This window comes from Mycobacterium sp. NGS58 (assembly GCF_059812385.1).
The window spans coordinates 160,147-178,319 of the sequence record NZ_JCALCO010000002.1 but is presented as its reverse complement, the minus strand read 5'-3'; the positions used below and the strand labels follow the sequence as shown (position 1 = coordinate 178,319).

Genomic DNA, 18,173 nt, shown 5'->3' with positions numbered 1-18,173 from the left:
GTCAGGCACCCAATCTGTTCAGTATCGCTCCGACGGCGTCGCAGGCACGTCGCGCGGATTGCAAGCGGCCCTCCGCGTCGATGCGGGGCCCGATCAGTTCCAGGTCGAATCCGTGCGCGTAGCCCCCTGCCAGCGCTTGGGCGATGAACGTTTCGAGCGGGATCGCACCGTCGCCGGGCACCGCGCGACCCGGAAGCGCCCGGTCACCCAGCACGTAATCGCTCAGTTGGATGAGCTCGGTTCGTGGCAACGCCCGCTGCACCATCGCTTCGAAATCGCCCTCCGCCCAACAGTGGAACAGCTCGATGCAGATGCCGAGCCCGTTCATCTCGGCCAGCGCGACGGTGTCGCGCAGGGTGTGGGCGAGGTGAATGTCGGCGTACAAGCTCGAGGCGTTCTCGATCGCCAGCGCCACGCCGGCCCGCTTCGCGTGCTCGACGCAGGGAGCGATCATGGTGCTGAAGCGGTCGGCGGCCTGCGGCCAGGTCAGTGCGCCCCGACCACCGGTCAGCATGTAGACCACGCGCGCACCGACCCCGGCCGCAGCGTCGATCACCGGGAGCAGCGCGTCCCGCGCCGCCTGTGCAGCGGCGTCCAGCCGGCCACCGCCGAAAATGTGGCAGACCGCCTCGACGGTGTAGGTGTTGCGCCGCAATAGCTTTGGGAATTGGGGATCGAGCAGCTCGCTGTCCAGGACGCTCAATCGCGACACGCCGAGGGCCCCCCAGTGCTGTTCCAGCTCGGGCAACGAAGCGCCGAGGAAGGTGACGTCGTGGACCGAAAGACGCTCGTGGGTCGCCGCCACGTCAGGCACGGGTTTCGATATCGACGCCGAATCGTTCTCGAAAGGGCCGGAATTCGGCGTGCAACGCATCGAGGTCTTCGCCGATATCGACCAGCAACTGGGTGGAGTAGCGGAACTTGCCGTACCGGTCGCCGCGATTGTTGGTCAGGTAGTCGCGCATGGCGGATTCGGCTTGGGGTGTGACCTCGCGGCCCGCGAATGCGTAGTAGCGCCGCAGCGTGCCCACCTGATCGGCGACGAAATCGGTGTAGCGGACGTGCAGGATGCGCGGATCGTCCACCATGGGATTGCTCATCGTGTTGGCCACGCCGGCGCGTGTCAGCTCCAGGTGCAGCTTGGCCAGGGCGTGGAGGTCAACGGGACCGACCATACCTTCGGCGATGTCGGCCATCATCATTGTGCGTGACGCCGCGACCTGCACCGGATCGCGGTGCAGCCACACCAGCGTGGCGTCGGGGTAGGCCTCGAACATCTCTTTGAGTCGGAAGCCGTGAAAACCCTTGAGTACCCAATACTTTCGCGGCCGCCCGTATTGCAGCTGCTGCAGCATGGCCTTGTGCAGCCGATATTGCGCAGTCGGGTCGGTCGCCAAACCGCCGACCAGCGACTGCATCGGTACCCGCCACCATGCAGTGGGCGTCATCACCCGGAAGTCGAATGCCCAGGTGCGTTCGTCCTCGGGAAGGCCGTCGCCCAACATGTCGTTGTAAGGGTGGCTGTGCAGCCACTTCGGCATCTTGGCGTTGATCTCACGCCAGTCGGCGTCGGCGCGCGCCCGGCGGTCGTCGTCGGGGGCGGCCAGCCCCGGCGGCGGGGATGGATACATCACCTCCCAGAACCGCAGCGCCCTGGCTTGCGGGTCGACCGACATCATGGCGTGCATAAGCGTTGTCCCCGAACGTGGTTCGCCCGTGACAAACATTGGTGATTCGATCACTTCGGCGCCGATCGGGTAGCGGTTGCGGTCCTCGATGAGTTCGAGGCGCGACGTCAGCAGCCAACGACACACCTGTGCGGCTTCGAAGCGGCCATCGGCATCCATGCCCAGATCGTTCAGGTGCTCGACGGCGACGGTGAAGCGTTCGGGCAAGGTGGGATCGCCGTAGTCGCACAGCCCGGTTTCCGCCTCGGCGGCGGCGAGCAGTTCCGCGGCGTCCAAACGCGTCCTCACGGCAGGTCTCCGCAGAGTCGCACCAGTTCGTCCTCGGCCGCACGTACGTTCGCTGCCGAAGTCTGTGCGTAATCCAAGCCGGCCATAGCGCCGTAGTCGAGGATCTTGGGCACGCGCAGGCCTGCGTCGACGTATGTCTTGACGATCTTGGCGACCTGTTTCGGTGTGCCATGGGGCACAACGGATAGGACCATCTCGGGACGCACGTTGTCGAGAAACTCCACGATCCGCTCCCGGGTGAGGACGGCCGGGTCGATGTCCTGGAATCCACGCCAGTTCTCACCCATCGGGTGTTCAAATCCGAAGTCGCGCAGGGTGGTTGCAGAAACCTGCAGCAGAAAGGCCTTGACCAGGGGCGCCCGCAGGATCTCGGCGAGCGCGGCGTCGTCCGCACCGATCAGGCACACCTGGATGAAGCAAGGGGTGATCGCCATCGGATCGCGGTCGGCGCGTTCGGCCGATGACCGCACCGCGGACAGCATCTGGGCGTAGTGCTCCGGAGTCCAGGCGCCCGCCGGCCACCACCCGTCGGCGTACCGGCCCGCGATGTCCAGCATTCGCGGACCGCTGGCGCCGATCCAGATCGGCGGGAACCGACCTTCGTAGGGTTCGGTATCCAGACGGGCATGGTGCAGCGAATAAAACTGCCCGTCGAAGTCGACCGGGCCGTCGCTGCGCCACAGCAACTGGATCACCGCCAGCGCTTCCTCGAAGCGGCTGACGGACCGTGCGAAGTCGAAGCCGTAGGGCAGCGTGTTTTCGCTCTCGCCACTGCCCAGTCCGAGGATGAAGCGCCCCTTGGCGAGGTGATCGATGGTCAACGCCGTCTGCGCGAGCATGGCGGGATGGCGGCGCACGGTATCGACGACGGCGCTGACCAGGGGAACCCGCTGGGTCAGGACGGCCGCCGCGGCCGCCACCGCGAGCCCGTCCAGGTGGCGGTGCGGTGAGGGGGAGGCGGTGGCCAGGTCGGTGAACTCGGGTGTCCACATCGAATCCGGCCAGAAGCTGACCATGTGATCGGGCAGCCAGATGGAGTGGTAGCGCCCGCTGTCGAGTCCGGCGAGTCCGGACAAGTCGAGGGGGAGCGTGGTGCGCAGGAATGCTGCGGGCTGAACGGCCATCGAGACATGATGCTAAGCAGCCGCACAGCATCGTGTCGATGGTTTGGGCGCGGCGCCTGGGCCGAGACAACAGAACGCGCCCCGACCACAAGGTGATCCACGAATTCCTCAGCGCATGTGCTGGCGCTTTGGACAGTCACCCAAATGATCGGGGCGCGCTTCTGCGGTCTTAGCCCGAGATGATGAACTCTTCGAGCTGGGTGCGGGCGATGTCGTCCGGCAGCTGCTGCGGTGGGCTCTTCATCAGGTAGGCCGACGCCGGGATCACCGGGCCGCCGATGCCACGGTCCTTGGCGATCTTGGCGGCGCGCACCGCGTCGATGATGACGCCCGCGGAGTTCGGCGAGTCCCAGACCTCGAGCTTGTACTCCAGGTTCAGCGGCACGTCACCGAAGGCGCGGCCCTCGAGCCGCACATAGGCCCACTTGCGGTCGTCGAGCCAGCCGACGTGGTCGGACGGGCCGATGTGCACGTCCTTGGTCTTGAACTCGCGCTGCAGGTTGGAGGTGACCGCCTGCGTCTTGGAGATCTTCTTGGACTCGAGGCGCTCGCGTTCGAGCATGTTGAGAAAGTCCATGTTGCCGCCGACGTTGAGCTGCATGGTGCGGTCGAGCTGCACGCCGCGGTCTTCGAACAGCTTGGCCATCACGCGGTGGGTGATGGTCGCGCCGACCTGGCTCTTGATGTCGTCACCGACGATCGGCACACCGGCGTCGGCGAACTTCTGGGCCCATACCGGGTCGGAGGCGATGAACACCGGCAGCGCGTTGACGAACGCCACGCCCGCGTCGATGGCGCACTGGGCGTAGAACTTGTCGGCTTCTTCAGAGCCCACCGGTAGGTACGACACCAGCACGTCGACGTTGGCCTCGCGCAGCGCCTGGACCACGTCGACGGGCTCGACGTCGGACACCTCGATGGTGTCGGCGTAGTACTTCCCGATGCCGTCCAGCGTCGGGCCGCGCTGCACCGTCACGTTGGTGGGAGGCACGTCGGCGATCTTGATGGTGTTGTTCTCCGACGCGAAGATCGCCTCGGACAGGTCGAAGCCGACCTTCTTCGCGTCCACGTCGAACGCGGCGACGAACTTCACGTCGCGGACGTGGTACTGGCCGAACTTCACGTGCATCAAGCCGGGCACGGTGCTGTTCGCGTCGGCGTCGTAGTAGTACTGCACGCCCTGAACCAGCGAAGACGCGCAGTTACCGACGCCGACAATGGCGACTCGTACCTCCGTCGACGCCTGCGGCGCGTTCTGCTCACTCATATGGGCGTTCTCCTAACCTCTAACCACTGACTGGGATGCTGGGTTCGTGCAGGGGTTTACGTTTGCTCGGAGAGGCCGGGCATGGCCCGCTCCGCAGCGATGAGCTCGTTGAGCCACTTGACTTCGCGTTCACTGGACTCGAGCCCCAATTGATGAAGCTGACGGGTGTAGCGGTCGAACGAGCTACTGGCTCGCGCAACGGCTTCGCGCAAACCTTCCCGCCTTTCCTCGACCTGACGTCGGCGGCCTTCCAGAATGCGCATCCGCGCCTCTGCCGGAGTCCGGTTGAAGAAAGCCAGGTGTACCCCGAAGCCGTCGTCGGTGTAGTTGTGGGGACCGGTGTCGGCCACCAGCTCCCCGAAGCGTCGGCGGCCCTCGTCGGTCAGCTGGTAGACGCGCCGGGCCCGCCGAACCGGCGTCCCGGCTGGGGCGGCGTTCTCGGCAATCAACCCCTCGCCCTGCATGCGCCGCAGGGCCGGGTAGAGCGATCCGTACGAAAACGCCCGGAACGCGCCGAGTAGGCCGGTCAGCCGCTTGCGTAACTCGTAGCCGTGCATGGGCGACTCGATCAGGAGACCCAGGATGGCAAGCTCCAACAATCGACTCACCTCCCTGAAAAAGATTTGCGTGGCTGGTTACGACGGTTCGACGCCTCGCGCAATCGTATCGTCTCGATATATTAGCCACAACACCACCAACTGTTGGTTTGGCGTTCGTCACAGCGTCAGGGCGTGGAATGCGCCGGGGGAGCGGCGTTTACGTGGGCAAACTCGTCTGCTTGACGATGCCGTCACCCGAGAAGGTGAGGTGTCCGCCGCCGTAGTCGCTCGAGACATAAACGGACAGCGACAGCGCGCCCGGTGTGGTCGGGTCGGTCGCCGGCTCGACGATCAGGTAGGTGGTTTTGACGTCGGACGCCCTCATGTGCAGCGTCTCGGGGGCGCCACGCATGATTCCCACCGCCTTCGTCACGTCGAAACTGCTCAGGTCGACGGTGGCGGGACCGTCCGTGGAACCCTTGGCCGAACTGGTCGGGTCGCCCCAGCCGCCGCGGTAGGTATAGGCCAGTATCCGGCGGTCGTCCGAGGGGTCCGGGCGGTCCAACACCGCGTAGGTCGGGTAGATCACCAACCGGTAGCCGACGGTGTCGCCCATCCGCTTGCGCATCTGCTCGAACAGCCCGGTGAGCCCGCCCACCGAGTGCAGCTGGGTGGGCGGCGTCAGCACAACTGCGTTGACTCCGTCCGGCTTGGCTCCGGGGTCGGTGGTGAAGTCCAGCGGCGAGCGGGTGTTCCCGTATAGCCCCCACCCAATGCCCATGCCCAGCAACACCGAGACGACGAAGGCGGCGGCCAGCACCCCCCACCCGCCGGCCCGGGGGACCTTGGGCCGCGAGTCGAGGCCGGGCGCTGGCCGCCCGGCGTTGGTCTGCAGATCGTTCACCAGGGCGTGCAAGTCGCCCAGCGTCACCGCCTTGGTGGCCGCGCTAACCCTTTCCCGGTGTTCTTCGGCGGAGAGCTCGCCGTCGGCCAGGGCGTCATCGAGGACCGTGCAGGTGTTCTGGCGATCGGTGTCCTTGGCGCGGGTAGTCGTCGTCGCGCCGCCGGCCAGCGGTGTCCCGAGCCATTTCGCCACGGGGATGATCGTAGAAGTCCGGTCCCGGTTTGGCGCCGGAACCACCATCGATTACCCCGGACGGACTGCCACGGTTCGGTTGCGTATCCCTCGCTGGGATGGCGACGTACTCTGGTGGGCGTGCGACTGCAGCGACAAGTGGTGGACTATGCGCTCCGGCGGCGCTCACTGCTGGCCGAGGTGTACTCGGGCCGCACTGGCGTGTCCGAGGTTTGTGACGCGAACCCGTATCTGCTGCGCGCCGCCAAGTTTCATGGGAAACCGAGTCAGGTCATGTGCCCGATCTGCCGCAAAGAGCAGTTGACGCTGGTGTCATGGGTCTTCGGGGAACACCTGGGCGCGGTGTCGGGCTCGGCTCGCACGGCCGAAGAATTGGTGATGCTGGCAACCCGTTTCGAGGAGTTCGCCGTCCACGTGGTGGAGGTTTGTCGGACCTGCAGCTGGAACCATCTCGTCAAGTCGTATGTGCTCGGTGCGGCGCGCACGGCACCTCCGCCTAGGGGCACCGGACGCACGCGGACGGCGCGCAACAACGCCCGCACGGCCATTGAATAACGAAGGACGCCACAGTCAGTCGTCCGGTGACCAGCGTGGGCCCGCGACTGAACGTGTAGGCAATCAGAGTTCTGACGGACGTCCGGGACCCGACCGCCCGGACGCCGATAGGCGGGATCCCGAACGCCGGGAGGCGCCGCCGACGATCAACCGTCGGCGTCAGGCCCCGCCCGATGACCGGATGACGACGATCCTGCCCCCGGTCAAAGATGATCGGGCGCCCCGGCGCTCCGATCCCATCGAGGAAGTCAAAGCCGCGCTGGCCGGCCCCCCTTCGACGCCCTTGCGGCGCGACGCGCTCGACGAGGTCACGGCCGCACTGGACGGCAGGGGGCCGGCGTCCGGCCGGCAGGAGCGGGCCAGGCTCGGCGGTGGTCCGCCCGGCGGGCCACCTCCACCGCGGCGCCCCGGACGTCCGGACGGACCCGGTGGTCCCGGCGGCCGGCCCGCCCCACCGTGGCGCGACTGGGCCTGGACAGATCAGATCAACTGGCTGTGGGTCCGGCGAGGGGCGTACCTCAGCGCGGCGGTGCTGGTGCTGCTGCCGATCGTCACGTTCGCGATGGCGTACTTCATCGTCGACATTCCCAAGCCGGGCGACCTTCGCACCAACCAGGTTTCGACCATCCTGGCCAGCGACGGCTCGGAGATCGCCAAGATCATCCCGCCGGAAGGCAATCGGGTCGACGTCAACATCAACCAAGTTCCGGTGCATGTGCGCCAGGCGGTGATCGCCGCCGAAGACCGCAATTTCTACTCGAACCCCGGGTTCGATTTCAGCGGTTTCGTGCGGGCGGTGAACAACAACCTTTTCGGCAGCGGCGACCTGCAGGGTGGTTCGACGATCACGCAGCAGTACGTGAAGAACGCGCTGGTGGGTTCGGCCCAGCATGGAGTCAGCGGGTTGATGCGTAAGGCCAAGGAACTGGTGATCGCGACCAAGATGTCGGGGGAGTGGTCGAAAGACGATGTGCTGCAGGCCTATCTGAACATCATTTATTTCGGGCGCGGCGCCTACGGGATTTCGGCCGCCGCCAAGGCCTACTTCAACAAACCCGTCGAGCAGCTCACGGTCTCCGAAGGCGCACTGCTGGCGGCCCTCATCCGGCGGCCGTCCACGCTCGACCCGGCGGTCGACCCCCAGGATGCGCGTGCGCGCTGGGCGTGGGTGCTCGACGGCATGGTGGAAACCAAGGCGTTGTCTCCGAGCGACCGTTCCGCGCAGCAGTTCCCGCCGACCGTGCCGCCGGATCAGGCGCGCGCGCAGAACCAGACGACCGGGCCTAATGGGCTGATCGAGCGTCAGGTGACCAAAGAGTTGATGGAGCTGTTCAACATCGACGAGCGGACCCTGAACACCCAGGGACTGCAGGTCACCACGACGATCGACCCGAAGGCCCAGCAGGCGGCGGAGAAGGCGGTGTCGAAGTACCTCGACGGCCAAGACCCCGATATGCGTTCGGCCGCGGTCTCGGTCGACCCGCACGACGGCGCCATACGCGCGTACTTCGGCGGCACCGATGCCTTCGGTTTCGATTTCGCCCAGGCCGGGCTGCAGACCGGGTCGTCGTTCAAGGTGTTCGCGCTGGTCGCCGCGCTCGAGCAGGGTATCGGCCTGGGTTATCAGGTGGACAGCTCACCGCTGACGGTCGATGGCATCAAGATCACCAATGTCGAGGGCGAGAGCTGCGGCACGTGCAACCTCGCCCAGGCGCTGAAGATGTCGCTGAACACCTCCTACTACCGGCTGATGCTCAAGCTCAAGGGCGGCCCGCAGGCCGTCGCCGACGCGGCCCACCAGGCCGGTATCGCAACCAGTTTCCCCGGCGTGGAGCACACCCTGTCCGAGGACGGCAAGGGCGGACCGCCGAACAACGGAATCGTGCTGGGCCAGTATCAAACCCGGGTGTTCGACATGGCTTCGGCGTACGCCACGCTGGCGGCCTCCGGCGTCTATCACCAACCGCACTTCGTGCAGAAGGTCGTCAACTCCGACGGCCAGGTCCTCTTCGACGCCGCCAACTCCGACAACAAGAACGAGCAGCGAGTCCCCAAGGCCGTCGCGGACAACGTGACCGCGGCGATGGTCCCCATCGCCGCGTACTCCCGCGGCCACGCGCTGGCCGGAGGCAGGCCGTCGGCGGCCAAGACCGGCACCACCCAGCTCGGCGACACCACCTCGAACAAGGACGCGTGGATGGTGGGCTACACGCCGTCGCTGTCGACGGCGGTGTGGGTGGGCACGGCCAAAGGCGATAGCCCGCTGGTAACCGCTTCGGGCGGACCGGTTTACGGTTCGGGGTTGCCGTCGGACATCTGGAAATCCACGATGGACGGCGCGCTCAAGGGCACCTCCAACGAATCCTTCCCCAAGCCGACCGAGATCGGCGGTTACGCGGGCGTGCCCGTTGCGCCTCCGCCACCCCCGCCGCCCTCGGAGACCGTCATCCAGCCCACCATCGAAGTGGCGCCGGGCATCACCATTCCGGTCGGCCCGCCCACGACGATCACCGCGGCGCCACCCGCGCCCGGCGGTCCGCCGGGCGGTCCGGAGCCGGGCGGCCCGTTTGGTGGCCCCCCGGGCGGCGGCCCCCCGTTTGGTGGCCCCCCGGGCGGCGGCGTCCCGCCGGGTGGACCCCAAGCACCGCCACCGCCACCGTGACCGACGCCGCGGAGCACGGCGCGACCACTTCACCGGGGCCGCTGGCCGCGGATCCGCGCAGCGCCGACAATCGAGATTGCCCGAGCCGCAACGACTTTCTGGGCTCCGCGCTCGCCGACGTCGTCGGGGGACCGGTTGGCCGGCACGCGCTGATCGGCCGCTCCCGGCTGATGACCCCGTTGCGGGTCATGTTTCTGATCGGGCTGGTCTTCTTGGCGTTGGGCTGGTCGACGAAGGCGGCCTGTCTGCAAAGCACCGGCACCGGAACCGGTGATCAGCGGGTGGCCAACTGGGACAACCAGCGCGCTTACTACGAGTTGTGTTACTCCGACACCGTCCCGCTCTACAGCGCAGAGTTGTTGAGCCAAGGCAAGTTTCCCTACAAGTCGAGCTGGGTCGAGACCGACTCGACCGGCGCCAAGCAGATCCGCTACGACGGTCAGCCGGCGGTGCGCTACATGGAGTATCCGGTGCTGACCGGGATCTACCAGTACGTGTCGATGGCGCTGGCCAAGACCTACACCGCGCTGAGCAAGCTCGCGCCCCTTCCGGTGGTGGCCGAGGTGGTGATGTTCTTCGATGTCGCGGCATTCGGGCTGGCGCTGGCCTGGCTGGCCACCGTCTGGGCGAGTGCGGGACTGGCCGGCCGGCGGATCTGGGACGCCGCCCTGGTCGCCGGGTCGCCGATATTGATCTTCCAGATCTTCACCAACTTCGACGCGCTGGCAACGGCTTTCGCGATGGCCGGGCTATTGGCCTGGGCGCGACGAAAACCGGTGCTGGCCGGCGTGCTGATCGGCCTGGGTGCCGCGGCGAAGCTGTATCCATTGCTGTTCTTGGGCCCGATGCTGCTGCTGGGAATCCGGACCGGGCGCCTGCGCGCGTGGGTCCGCACTACGGTGGCCGCCGGTGTGACCTGGCTCTTGGTGAACCTGCCCGTGCTGGTGTTTTTCCCGCGCGGCTGGTCCGAGTTCTTCCGGCTCAACACGCGTCGCGGCGACGACATGGACTCGCTCTACAACGTCATCAAGTCGTTCACCGGTTGGCGCGGATTCGATCCCAAGCTCGGGTTCTGGCAGCCCCCGACGGTGCTCAACACCGTCGTCGCGGTGTTGTTCGTGGCCTGTTGTGCCGCAATCGCATTCATCGCGCTGACCGCGCCGCAACGCCCACGGGTGACGCAGCTGCTGTTCTTGGTGGTCGCGGCTTTCCTGCTGACCAATAAGGTGTGGAGCCCGCAGTTCTCGCTGTGGCTGGTGCCGCTCGCGGTGCTCGCACTGCCGCACCGCCGGCTACTGCTGGCCTGGATGACCATCGACGCGCTGGTATGGGTGCCGCGGATGTATTACCTGTACGGCAACCCCAACCGCTCCCTGCCCGAACAATTCTTCACCACGACTGTGCTGCTGCGCGATCTTGCGGTTATCATGCTGTGCGCGTTGGTGATTCGCCAGATATACCGGCCCGGCGAGGATCTGGTGCGATGGGGCGCACGGGTGGACGACCCGGCGGGCGGACCGTTCGACCGCGCGGCTGACGCGCCACCGGGCTGGTTGCCGGACTGGCTGCGCCCGGTTGGGTCACGCCGCTCGAACGTCCCGGCCTCCGACGAGGCCGACGAGCAACGCGTCGTGGCAAGCGGCGCGGCGCCATGACGCAAGTCGCGATCCCGATCTTCCCCCGGTTCACCGCGCTCGACGCCGTGGGGCCTTACGAGGTACTGCAACGCATTCCGTCCGTCGACGTTGTGTTCGTCGGGCACCAGCGCGGTGAGGTGCGGACGGAGAACGGAATGCTCGGTGTCAGCTGTGATGCCACCTTCGAGGAGGTGGGCGCTCCCGATGTGGTGGTGTTCCCCGGCGGCATCGGCACCCGGCAGCTGATTCACGACGAGGCCATCCGGGCGTGGCTGCAAGCGGTACACCACACCACCAGGTTCACCACGTCGGTGTGCACCGGCGCCCTGCTGCTGGCCGCGGCCGGCCTGCTCGACGGGCTCACCGCCACCACCCACTGGCGGGCCGCCGAGCTCCTCAATGGCCTGGGCGGGCGCTACGTGCCGGAGCGGGTCGTCGAACACCTGCCGCAGCGGATCGTCACCGCCGCCGGGGTGTCCAGCGGCATCGACATGGCGCTGCGTCTGGTCGAACTGCTCGTCGATCGGGAGGCCGCGCAGGCGGCCCAGCTGCTCATCGAATACGACCCGCAGCCGCCCTTCGACTCGGGCGCGCTTGCCAAGGCCGATCCGGCGACGGTGGCGAGGGCCCACGAATACCTGGCCGCCCGGCAATAGCGACGTTGCCCCGCCGTCCGGATTTTTCTGGTCAGCCCGCTATCCGGTACCCTGATGCGGTTGCCGACGCAGGCGACCCTCCTGCCACGGAGCGTCCGTGGCCGCTTGAGACCAGAGGAGGTGGTGAGGTTTCCATGCGTCCATACGAAATCATGGTCATTCTTGACCCCACGCTCGACGAGCGCACCGTTGCCCCGTCCTTGGAGACGTTCCTCAACGTCGTCCGCAAGGATGGCGGATCCGTCGACAAGGTCGACATCTGGGGCCGGCGCCGGCTGGCCTACGAGATCGCCAAGCACGCCGAAGGCATCTATGTCGTCGTCGACCTGAAGGCCGAGCCGGCGACGGTATCCGAGCTCGACCGCCAGCTGAGCCTCAACGAGTCGGTACTGCGCACCAAGGTGATGCGCACCGACAAGCACTAACAGCCTTGGCTGCGTCGCGTGCTTCTCGTCGGCGCACCTGCTTAGGCTGTGGGGAACTCAGCGAAAGTACGCTCATGACATCCATCACCGGAGCGGCGAGGAACAGGGTCGAACGAGGAGGAAATTGTGGCTGGTGACACCACTATCACCGTTGTCGGAAACCTGACCGCCGACCCCGAATTGCGGTTCACACCGTCGGGTGCCGCCGTCGCGAACTTCACCGTGGCGTCGACACCGCGTATCTATGACCGCCAGAGCGGGGAATGGAAAGACGGTGAGGCGCTGTTCCTGCGGTGCAACATCTGGCGCGAAGCCGCCGAAAATGTCGCGGAAAGCCTCACACGGGGTGCCCGGGTGATCGTCACGGGCCGGCTCAAGCAGCGCTCTTTCGAGACTCGTGAAGGTGAGAAGCGCACCGTGGTCGAGGTTGAGGTCGACGAGATCGGCCCGTCGCTGCGGTATGCCACAGCCAAGGTCAATAAGGCCAGCCGCAGCGGCGGTGGTGGTGGTGGCGGCTTCGGCGGTGGTGGCGGCGGCGGCGGATCCCGCCAGCAGTCGGCGCCGGCGAGCAGCGCGCCCGCGGACGACCCGTGGGGCAGTGCGCCCGCATCGGGCTCCTTCGGCGGCGGGGACGACGAACCGCCTTTCTGATACGACAAAACTTCAGTAATAGAGAACGGAAAGAAAGACAGACATGGCCAAGTCCAACAAGCGGCGGCCGGCTCCGGAAAAGCCGGTCAAGGCACGCAAATGTGTGTTCTGCGCCAAGAAGGATCAAGCGATCGACTACAAGGACACCACGCTGCTGCGGACGTACATCAGCGAGCGCGGGAAGATCCGTGCGCGTCGCGTGACCGGCAATTGTGTGCAGCACCAGCGTGACATCGCCATCGCGGTGAAGAATGCCCGCGAGGTGGCGCTGCTGCCCTTCACCTCCTCGGCGCGATAGTCGCCGCAGGCCTACCGAAAGTACGAAACGATGAAGCTGATTCTGACGGCTGACGTCGACCACCTTGGAACCGTCGGCGACACTGTCGAGGTCAAGGACGGTTACGGCCGCAACTTCCTGCTCCCGCGCGGATTGGCGATCGTGGCCTCCCGCGGCGCGCAGCGGCAGGCCGACGATATCCGCCGGGCCCGCGAGACCAAGGCCGTGCGCGATCTTGGGCACGCCAACGAACTCAAGACGGCGATCGAGGCGCTCGGGCCGGTTTCGCTACCGGTCAAGACGGCGGCCGATTCCGGGAAGCTGTTCGGCTCGGTGACCGCCGGCGATGTCGTCGCGGCGATCAAGAAAGCCGGTGGCCCCAACCTGGACAAGCGGATCGTGCGGCTGCCCAAATCGCACATCAAGGCCGTCGGGACCCACCCGGTGGCGGTGCACCTGCATCCCGAGGTCGACGTCGAGGTCGCGCTCGAGGTAGTCGCGCAGAGCTAAGCACCGACATTTGCTCGTTCCCGGCGGTGGCCTAGATCGGCCGCCGCCGGGCTTCGTTTGCGCTTAGGGCAAGCGGGCGCATCCCGGTGGCGCGGATCGCGGACGTGCTCCCTGGCGAACAATTTCCGGGGTGCATTTCGCTGGGGCGCTTTACCGGCCCGTAACGCTGGGAAAACACGGCGGAAAGCCAACACGCCCGGCGCAGTAACCTGGCCCGACACGCCGTAGAGATTCTTGTCCACATGAATTCCATGGCGTTGTATGGCCGGTATCTGCAGTGATGTCCGAGCCCTTTGCATCAATCCACAGGTTCTCCACACCCCGCTCAACACAGGTGTCGACGGATATGCACACACGATGCACAGCTTCATAAACAGCACCCCCTTTGCGTACTAGCCAGCAACGTTTAACGTCGTCCCGGCGCCGGGCGTACGGGTGCTGCGCGGCGCAGGTTGTCAGGATCTTGACTTACGCTCGATGTCGGCTATCGAATGTATGTTCGGATGCGTGAACCAGGGGAGGAGGGAATCCGTGGCGGTCGTCGATGACTTGGCGTCGGGCATGGATTCCTCGCCGCCGAGCGAGGACTTCGGGCGGCAGCCGCCGCAGGACATGGCGGCCGAGCAGGCGGTGCTGGGCGGCATGCTGCTCAGTAAGGACGCCATCGCCGACGTCCTCGAACGGCTGCGGCCCGGCGACTTCTACCGCCCCGCCCACCAGAATGTCTACGACGCGATCCTCGACCTCTACGGGCGTGGCGAGCCGGCCGACGCGGTGACGGTCGCCGCCGAACTGGACCGCCGCAACCTGCTGCGCCGCATCGGCGGGGCGCCGTATCTGCACACGCTGATCTCGACGGTGCCGACCGCGGCCAACGCGAGTTACTACGCGACCATCGTCGCCGAAAAGGCGCTCCTGCGCCGCCTCGTGGAGGCCGGCACGCGTGTGGTGCAGTACGGCTACGCGGGCGCCGACGGCGCCGACGTGGCCGAGGTGGTCGACCGCGCGCAGGCCGAGATCTACGAGGTGGCCGAGCGCCGGACGTCGGAGGATTTCGTTCCGCTCGAGGATCTGCTGCAGCCGACCATGGACGAGATCGACGCCATCGCCTCGAACGGCGGCGTCGCGCGCGGCGTCCCGACCGGTTTCACCGAGCTCGACGAGGTGACCAACGGTCTGCATGCCGGGCAGATGATCATCGTGGCGGCCAGGCCTGGCGTGGGCAAATCGACGCTTGGACTGGATTTTTTGCGGTCATGCTCCATCAAGCACCGCATGGCCAGCGTCATCTTCTCGCTGGAAATGAGCAAGTCCGAGATCGTCATGCGGCTGCTGTCCGCGGAAGCGAAAATCAAACTTGCCGACATGCGGTCGGGTCGCATGAGCGACGAAGACTGGACGCGGCTGGCGCGCCGGATGAGCGAAATCAGCGAGGCGCCGCTGTACATCGACGACTCGCCGAACCTGACGATGATGGAGATTCGTGCCAAGGCGCGCCGGCTGCGGCAGAAATCCGACCTGCGTCTGGTGGTGGTCGATTATCTGCAGCTGATGTCGTCGGGAAAGAAAGTCGAGTCGCGGCAGCTCGAGGTATCCGAATTCTCCCGTCAACTCAAGCTTTTGGCGAAGGAGCTGGAGGTGCCCGTCGTCGCGATCAGCCAGCTGAACCGCGGGCCCGAGCAGCGCACCGACAAGAAGCCCATGCTGTCGGACCTTCGTGAGTCGGGATCGCTGGAGCAGGATGCGGACATGGTGATCCTGCTGAACCGGCCCGACGCGTTCGAGCGTGACGACCCACGCGGGGGAGAGGCGGATTTCATTCTCGCCAAACACCGCAACGGCCCCACCAAGACGGTGACGGTCGCGCACCAATTGCATCTGTCGCGGTTCACCAACATGGCGCGGTGACCTGGGTCAAGCTCACCCTGCTCGACCGTCGCTGTGGCCTTGTCGGCGATTCCGCGGCGGCGTGTTACGGGCGGCATCGGCAGCTTTCTCCGCCGCCGTCGTGGCCAGCCACAAGCGCGGCGACTACTCGATGATCCTGTGGCGGAAGAATTTTCATCACGCTCTTGCGAACACCGGCGCTCTGAGTTATATAAAAATGTATGCCGCAAGGCATAGATAATCGGTGTGAAGTGCAGATAGATGGGAGTGTTGGAGGTGACGACCATGTTGGTGCGTAGCGATCCGTTTCGTGACCTCGGTCGCTTCACTCAGCAGGCGTCAGGCACCGCGGCGCGTCCGGCGGTGATGCCGATGGATGCCTGGCGCGAGGGCGAGCAGTTCGTCGTCGAATTCGATCTGCCGGGAATCGATGAACGGTCACTGGATCTCGATATCGAACGCAATGTGGTGACGGTGCGCGCGGAACGCCCCGATGTCGATCCAAGCCGGGAGATGCTGGCCACCGAACGGGCGCGAGGGGTGTTCAGTCGGCAATTGGTGCTCGGCGACAATCTCGACACGGACCACATCGATGCGCGCTACGACGCCGGGGTCCTGCGATTGCGCATTCCGGTAGCCGAGAAAGCCAAGCCGCGCAAGGTCGCGGTCAAGCGCGAAGACAGGCAATACGCCGCCATTAACGCGTGATCGGCGATGCTTACAGAACGCGGGTTTGCGATGCCACGCTGCGGCATGGGAGCAGCAGCAGCGCCCCGTACGGCCTCAGAAGGTTTGGCGGTGCCGCCGTCCGCGGTCCTACCAGACGAGGACCCGGGGTTGTGCCTGCTGATCGCTGAGGTCGACGCCATCTTGTGCGACGCGGCGGCCACCCTGCTTCGGCCCGCATCGCCTCCAGTCGCCGGCTGCGCCCTGGTCGGCCCGCCGTCAGTCGGTCGGGACGGCACGATCATCGTGCAGAGGTGGAGTGCGCCCGCACCCGACGTGTGCGCCGTGCAGCGCAGCCCTCCGAGAGCAGCATTCGCGAAAAATGGCGCTACAACACTTGAGGAAGGCAGGTGATGGCATCACACCGAGTATGACCAGGCCAGTCCGCCGGCCGGGGAAGACCGTGGGCGCTACCTGAATCCCGATACGGATCAGGCACGCCACTGCCACAGCCAGGCAACTCGTCTCCCCGGGCGGGCGGCCTGCACTCACATCCGCCAGTGAGGTGGCATCGATGCTGAAACATTGTGCTAGGTAGTGCTATTCGCCAGTGGGAGGAAGAGGTAACCGTGATCAAGCAAGCGATCCCCAACCGCGCTGCGCACGGACATTTGGGCGCGCTGCGCAACTTTCGCCCGGTAGAGGCCGATCTCGCCGACTGGGCCGAACAGCAACTATCCGTTCCCTTGGCCGACGACGAATATCCCCACACCGGTGGTGACCGCAGCAACTGGTGACTAGGTGGGTTTTCCCGGCATGGAGCGAAGGGAAGTGTGCAGTGCCGCTCTGGCTAGGCTCCTACCGTCAAGGCATTGCGCGACTGAGCGTTTCGCCGCCGTGCGGGGGCAAGTTCAAAAGGCCATGTCGTAGCTGACCCACAGCAACGGGCCGACCAAGAGCAAAGCCAGCAGGGTGACGCCCCCGATGATGCGCCATGCAATGGTCGAACGGAAGATCACCGCCGTCGCCGCCGAAGCGGTGGCCAGGACGGTCAGCACTGCCGCGATGACGATTTCGGTGCGCGCTGACTGCACCGCCGCTTCGGACAAGGGCGGGAAGAAGCCGGCTTCCAATTTGAATGCCAGAGCGCGGTTGCTCACGGCGATCAGCAGCAGAAGAATCGCGAGCATCATCGCCCCCAAACCGGCCAGCGACAGGCATGCTCCAAAGGTATTGCGGTTGCCGGGGTTTATCGGGCCGCTGTAGTGGGGCATCTCGTCCACAACCCAGATCGTAGGGGCTGAATCCACGGCAACGCGCGCAGGCAAAGGTCGCACCGTTCAGCGTTGTTGGCCGATTGATCATGCAGTGGATACCTGGTCGTGGCACCGTGCTGATGTGCGAGCCGACCCGTCGGCCGGCCGATCACGCCTGGCCGGCCGGTTTCACGCCTGCTGTGCGGCGTTCGTCGGACGGTTGCCGTTCGGACTCGGGGCCATCGTCGCGCCGACGTTTGTCGGCTTCTGTGTGATCAACGGCTGCACCTTCGCCGTCGATCTGGTGATCCTCACCTGCCTGCGGGGCGCGCTCGGGCTCGCGGTGCCGGTCGCCGTCACGGTCGCCTACGCGTGCGCGTTCGCCCTCAGCTACGTGCTCAATCGGATTTTCAACTTCCAGTCCCATGCGCCCGTCGGACCCCAGGTTGCAACCTACGTCGTGGTGGTCGTCGTCAACTACCTGGCTTTCATCCTCGGGGTGACCACGGCGCTGGCGGCCGTTGGCGTGCAGTATCAGCTATCGCGGTTGGCGGCCGGCACGTGTGAGGCGGTGTACATGTACAGCGCGATGCGATGGGTGGTCTTCCGCCGCTGAGCTGCTCGCCGGCCCGCACTTGGTGTCCGAGGTGTAGCCCGTGCGTGACCTCCTCGCGACGGCGAGGCAGGACCCTCGACACGTGACGGTAATCGCGGCGATCGCCGCGCTCGCGATAGCAGCATGCGTGGGCTACCACTTCGGGCGACGCGCGGCCTCGACGCGGGCGACCTGGAAGCAGCGAACGAGTCGCATCGCATTGGGCAGGCAGGCCTTCAACCTGCTCGCCATCTTCACCGCGCGCCGGATCCAGCGGCGCTTCGCCGCCGAGCGCATAGCCGCCGAGTTCGCCGCCAGATGCGGGCTGAGAATAGTTGCGCCACCCCAATTTCGACGCGGCGGCCTGGTGCGGTTGCGGTCCTATTAGAGTGCA

General features: G+C 66.1%; 20 protein-coding genes. 13 read left to right on the top strand and 7 right to left on the bottom strand.

The window, feature by feature from the left end; genetic code table 11:
• Nucleotide 1: 1 nt before the first annotated feature.
• From AC5Y4H_RS02805 to AC5Y4H_RS02780, 6 genes are all read right to left on the bottom strand, one after another.
• On the bottom strand, nt 2-805 hold the full coding sequence (locus tag AC5Y4H_RS02805; protein WP_499978625.1) for a sugar phosphate isomerase/epimerase family protein: 804 nt from the start codon (nt 803-805) through the stop codon (nt 2-4).
• Between the two features lies 1 nt (nt 806).
• On the bottom strand, nt 807-1,976 hold the full coding sequence (locus AC5Y4H_RS02800; RefSeq protein WP_499978378.1) for a sulfotransferase family protein: 1,170 nt from the start codon (nt 1,974-1,976) through the stop codon (nt 807-809).
• Complete coding sequence (locus AC5Y4H_RS02795; protein ID WP_499978377.1) at nt 1,973-3,100, bottom strand: LLM class flavin-dependent oxidoreductase; 1,128 nt, start codon at nt 3,098-3,100, stop codon at nt 1,973-1,975. Before AC5Y4H_RS02795 ends, AC5Y4H_RS02800 begins: the two co-directional genes overlap by 4 nt.
• A 169-nt stretch (nt 3,101-3,269) precedes the next feature.
• Complete coding sequence (locus AC5Y4H_RS02790; RefSeq protein ID WP_499978375.1) at nt 3,270-4,367, bottom strand: inositol-3-phosphate synthase; 1,098 nt, start codon at nt 4,365-4,367, stop codon at nt 3,270-3,272.
• A gap of 56 nt (nt 4,368-4,423) precedes the next feature.
• Nucleotides 4,424-4,966, bottom strand: a complete 543-nt coding sequence (locus tag AC5Y4H_RS02785) for a PadR family transcriptional regulator (protein WP_499978374.1) — start codon at nt 4,964-4,966, stop codon at nt 4,424-4,426.
• 157 nt (nt 4,967-5,123) lie between these two features.
• Complete coding sequence (locus AC5Y4H_RS02780; RefSeq protein ID WP_499978373.1) at nt 5,124-6,002, bottom strand: DUF1707 domain-containing protein; 879 nt, start codon at nt 6,000-6,002, stop codon at nt 5,124-5,126.
• A gap of 120 nt (nt 6,003-6,122) precedes the next feature.
• Between AC5Y4H_RS02780 and AC5Y4H_RS02775 the strand changes: the two genes are divergently transcribed.
• The 11 genes from AC5Y4H_RS02775 (at nt 6,123) to AC5Y4H_RS02725 (ending at nt 16,725) form a co-directional block, all read left to right on the top strand.
• Nucleotides 6,123-6,557 carry a DUF5318 family protein gene (locus AC5Y4H_RS02775; RefSeq protein WP_065029591.1) on the top strand — a complete coding sequence of 145 codons (435 nt, stop codon included), beginning with the start codon at nt 6,123-6,125 and terminating at the stop codon, nt 6,555-6,557.
• Entirely contained in the window at nt 6,550-9,219 is a 2,670-nt protein-coding gene (locus AC5Y4H_RS02770) for a transglycosylase domain-containing protein (protein ID WP_499978372.1), read from the top strand. Before AC5Y4H_RS02775 ends, AC5Y4H_RS02770 begins: the two co-directional genes overlap by 8 nt.
• Nucleotides 9,216-10,874 (top strand): glycosyltransferase family 87 protein, encoded by a 1,659-nt coding sequence (locus AC5Y4H_RS02765; RefSeq protein ID WP_499978371.1) that lies wholly within the window; start codon nt 9,216-9,218, stop codon nt 10,872-10,874. The genes AC5Y4H_RS02770 and AC5Y4H_RS02765 overlap by 4 nt, the downstream gene beginning before the upstream one ends.
• The gene (locus tag AC5Y4H_RS02760; protein ID WP_499978370.1) at nt 10,871-11,512 is read left to right on the top strand and encodes a DJ-1/PfpI family protein; all 642 of its coding nucleotides are present in this window, start codon (nt 10,871-10,873) and stop codon (nt 11,510-11,512) included. The genes AC5Y4H_RS02765 and AC5Y4H_RS02760 overlap by 4 nt, the downstream gene beginning before the upstream one ends.
• Nucleotides 11,513-11,646: 134 nt before the next feature.
• Nucleotides 11,647-11,937: a 30S ribosomal protein S6 gene (gene rpsF / locus AC5Y4H_RS02755; RefSeq protein WP_007771721.1), complete on the top strand. Its 291-nt coding sequence runs from the start codon at nt 11,647-11,649 to the stop codon at nt 11,935-11,937.
• 126 nt (nt 11,938-12,063) lie between these two features.
• Nucleotides 12,064-12,588 carry a single-stranded DNA-binding protein gene (locus tag AC5Y4H_RS02750; RefSeq protein ID WP_499978369.1) on the top strand — a complete coding sequence of 175 codons (525 nt, stop codon included), beginning with the start codon at nt 12,064-12,066 and terminating at the stop codon, nt 12,586-12,588.
• Nucleotides 12,589-12,631: 43 nt separating this feature from the next.
• Nucleotides 12,632-12,886 carry a 30S ribosomal protein S18 gene (gene rpsR, locus AC5Y4H_RS02745; RefSeq protein ID WP_499978368.1) on the top strand — a complete coding sequence of 85 codons (255 nt, stop codon included), beginning with the start codon at nt 12,632-12,634 and terminating at the stop codon, nt 12,884-12,886.
• Between the two features lie 30 nt (nt 12,887-12,916).
• Entirely contained in the window at nt 12,917-13,375 is a 459-nt protein-coding gene (gene rplI, locus AC5Y4H_RS02740) for a 50S ribosomal protein L9 (RefSeq protein ID WP_065029504.1), read from the top strand.
• 531 nt (nt 13,376-13,906) lie between these two features.
• On the top strand, nt 13,907-15,283 hold the full coding sequence (gene dnaB / locus AC5Y4H_RS02735; RefSeq protein WP_499978367.1) for a replicative DNA helicase: 1,377 nt from the start codon (nt 13,907-13,909) through the stop codon (nt 15,281-15,283).
• A 264-nt stretch (nt 15,284-15,547) separates the two neighbouring features.
• Nucleotides 15,548-15,970, top strand: coding sequence for an Hsp20/alpha crystallin family protein (locus AC5Y4H_RS02730; protein WP_499978623.1), 423 nt, complete (start codon nt 15,548-15,550; stop codon nt 15,968-15,970).
• Nucleotides 15,971-16,557: 587 nt separating this feature from the next.
• Nucleotides 16,558-16,725, top strand: a complete 168-nt coding sequence (locus tag AC5Y4H_RS02725; protein WP_499978366.1) for a hypothetical protein — start codon at nt 16,558-16,560, stop codon at nt 16,723-16,725.
• 114 nt (nt 16,726-16,839) lie between these two features.
• Here the strand turns inward: AC5Y4H_RS02725 and AC5Y4H_RS02720 are convergent, their stop codons facing one another.
• Nucleotides 16,840-17,211, bottom strand: coding sequence for a hypothetical protein (locus AC5Y4H_RS02720; protein WP_499978365.1), 372 nt, complete (start codon nt 17,209-17,211; stop codon nt 16,840-16,842).
• A gap of 115 nt (nt 17,212-17,326) precedes the next feature.
• Between AC5Y4H_RS02720 and AC5Y4H_RS02715 the strand changes: the two genes are divergently transcribed.
• Both AC5Y4H_RS02715 and AC5Y4H_RS02710 read left to right on the top strand, forming a co-directional pair.
• Entirely contained in the window at nt 17,327-17,800 is a 474-nt protein-coding gene (locus AC5Y4H_RS02715; RefSeq protein ID WP_499978364.1) for a GtrA family protein, read from the top strand.
• An 82-nt stretch (nt 17,801-17,882) separates the two neighbouring features.
• On the top strand, nt 17,883-18,167 hold the full coding sequence (locus AC5Y4H_RS02710) for a hypothetical protein (protein WP_499978363.1): 285 nt from the start codon (nt 17,883-17,885) through the stop codon (nt 18,165-18,167).
• The last annotated feature ends 6 nt before the right edge of the window (nt 18,168-18,173 follow it).

What these genes read in the sequence shown, in the direction of transcription:
- AC5Y4H_RS02760 (WP_499978370.1), top strand. Translation starts at nt 10,871, where the DNA reads ATGACGCAAGTCGCGATCCCGATCTTCCCCCGGTTCACCGCGCTCGAC.
- AC5Y4H_RS02795 (WP_499978377.1), bottom strand. Translation starts at nt 3,100, where the DNA reads ATGGCCGTTCAGCCCGCAGCATTCCTGCGCACCACGCTCCCCCTCGAC.
- rpsR (WP_499978368.1), top strand. Translation starts at nt 12,632, where the DNA reads ATGGCCAAGTCCAACAAGCGGCGGCCGGCTCCGGAAAAGCCGGTCAAG.
- AC5Y4H_RS02790 (WP_499978375.1), bottom strand. Translation starts at nt 4,367, where the DNA reads ATGAGTGAGCAGAACGCGCCGCAGGCGTCGACGGAGGTACGAGTCGCC.
- AC5Y4H_RS02730 (WP_499978623.1), top strand. Translation starts at nt 15,548, where the DNA reads ATGTTGGTGCGTAGCGATCCGTTTCGTGACCTCGGTCGCTTCACTCAG.
- rplI (WP_065029504.1), top strand. Translation starts at nt 12,917, where the DNA reads ATGAAGCTGATTCTGACGGCTGACGTCGACCACCTTGGAACCGTCGGC.
- rpsF (WP_007771721.1), top strand. Translation starts at nt 11,647, where the DNA reads ATGCGTCCATACGAAATCATGGTCATTCTTGACCCCACGCTCGACGAG.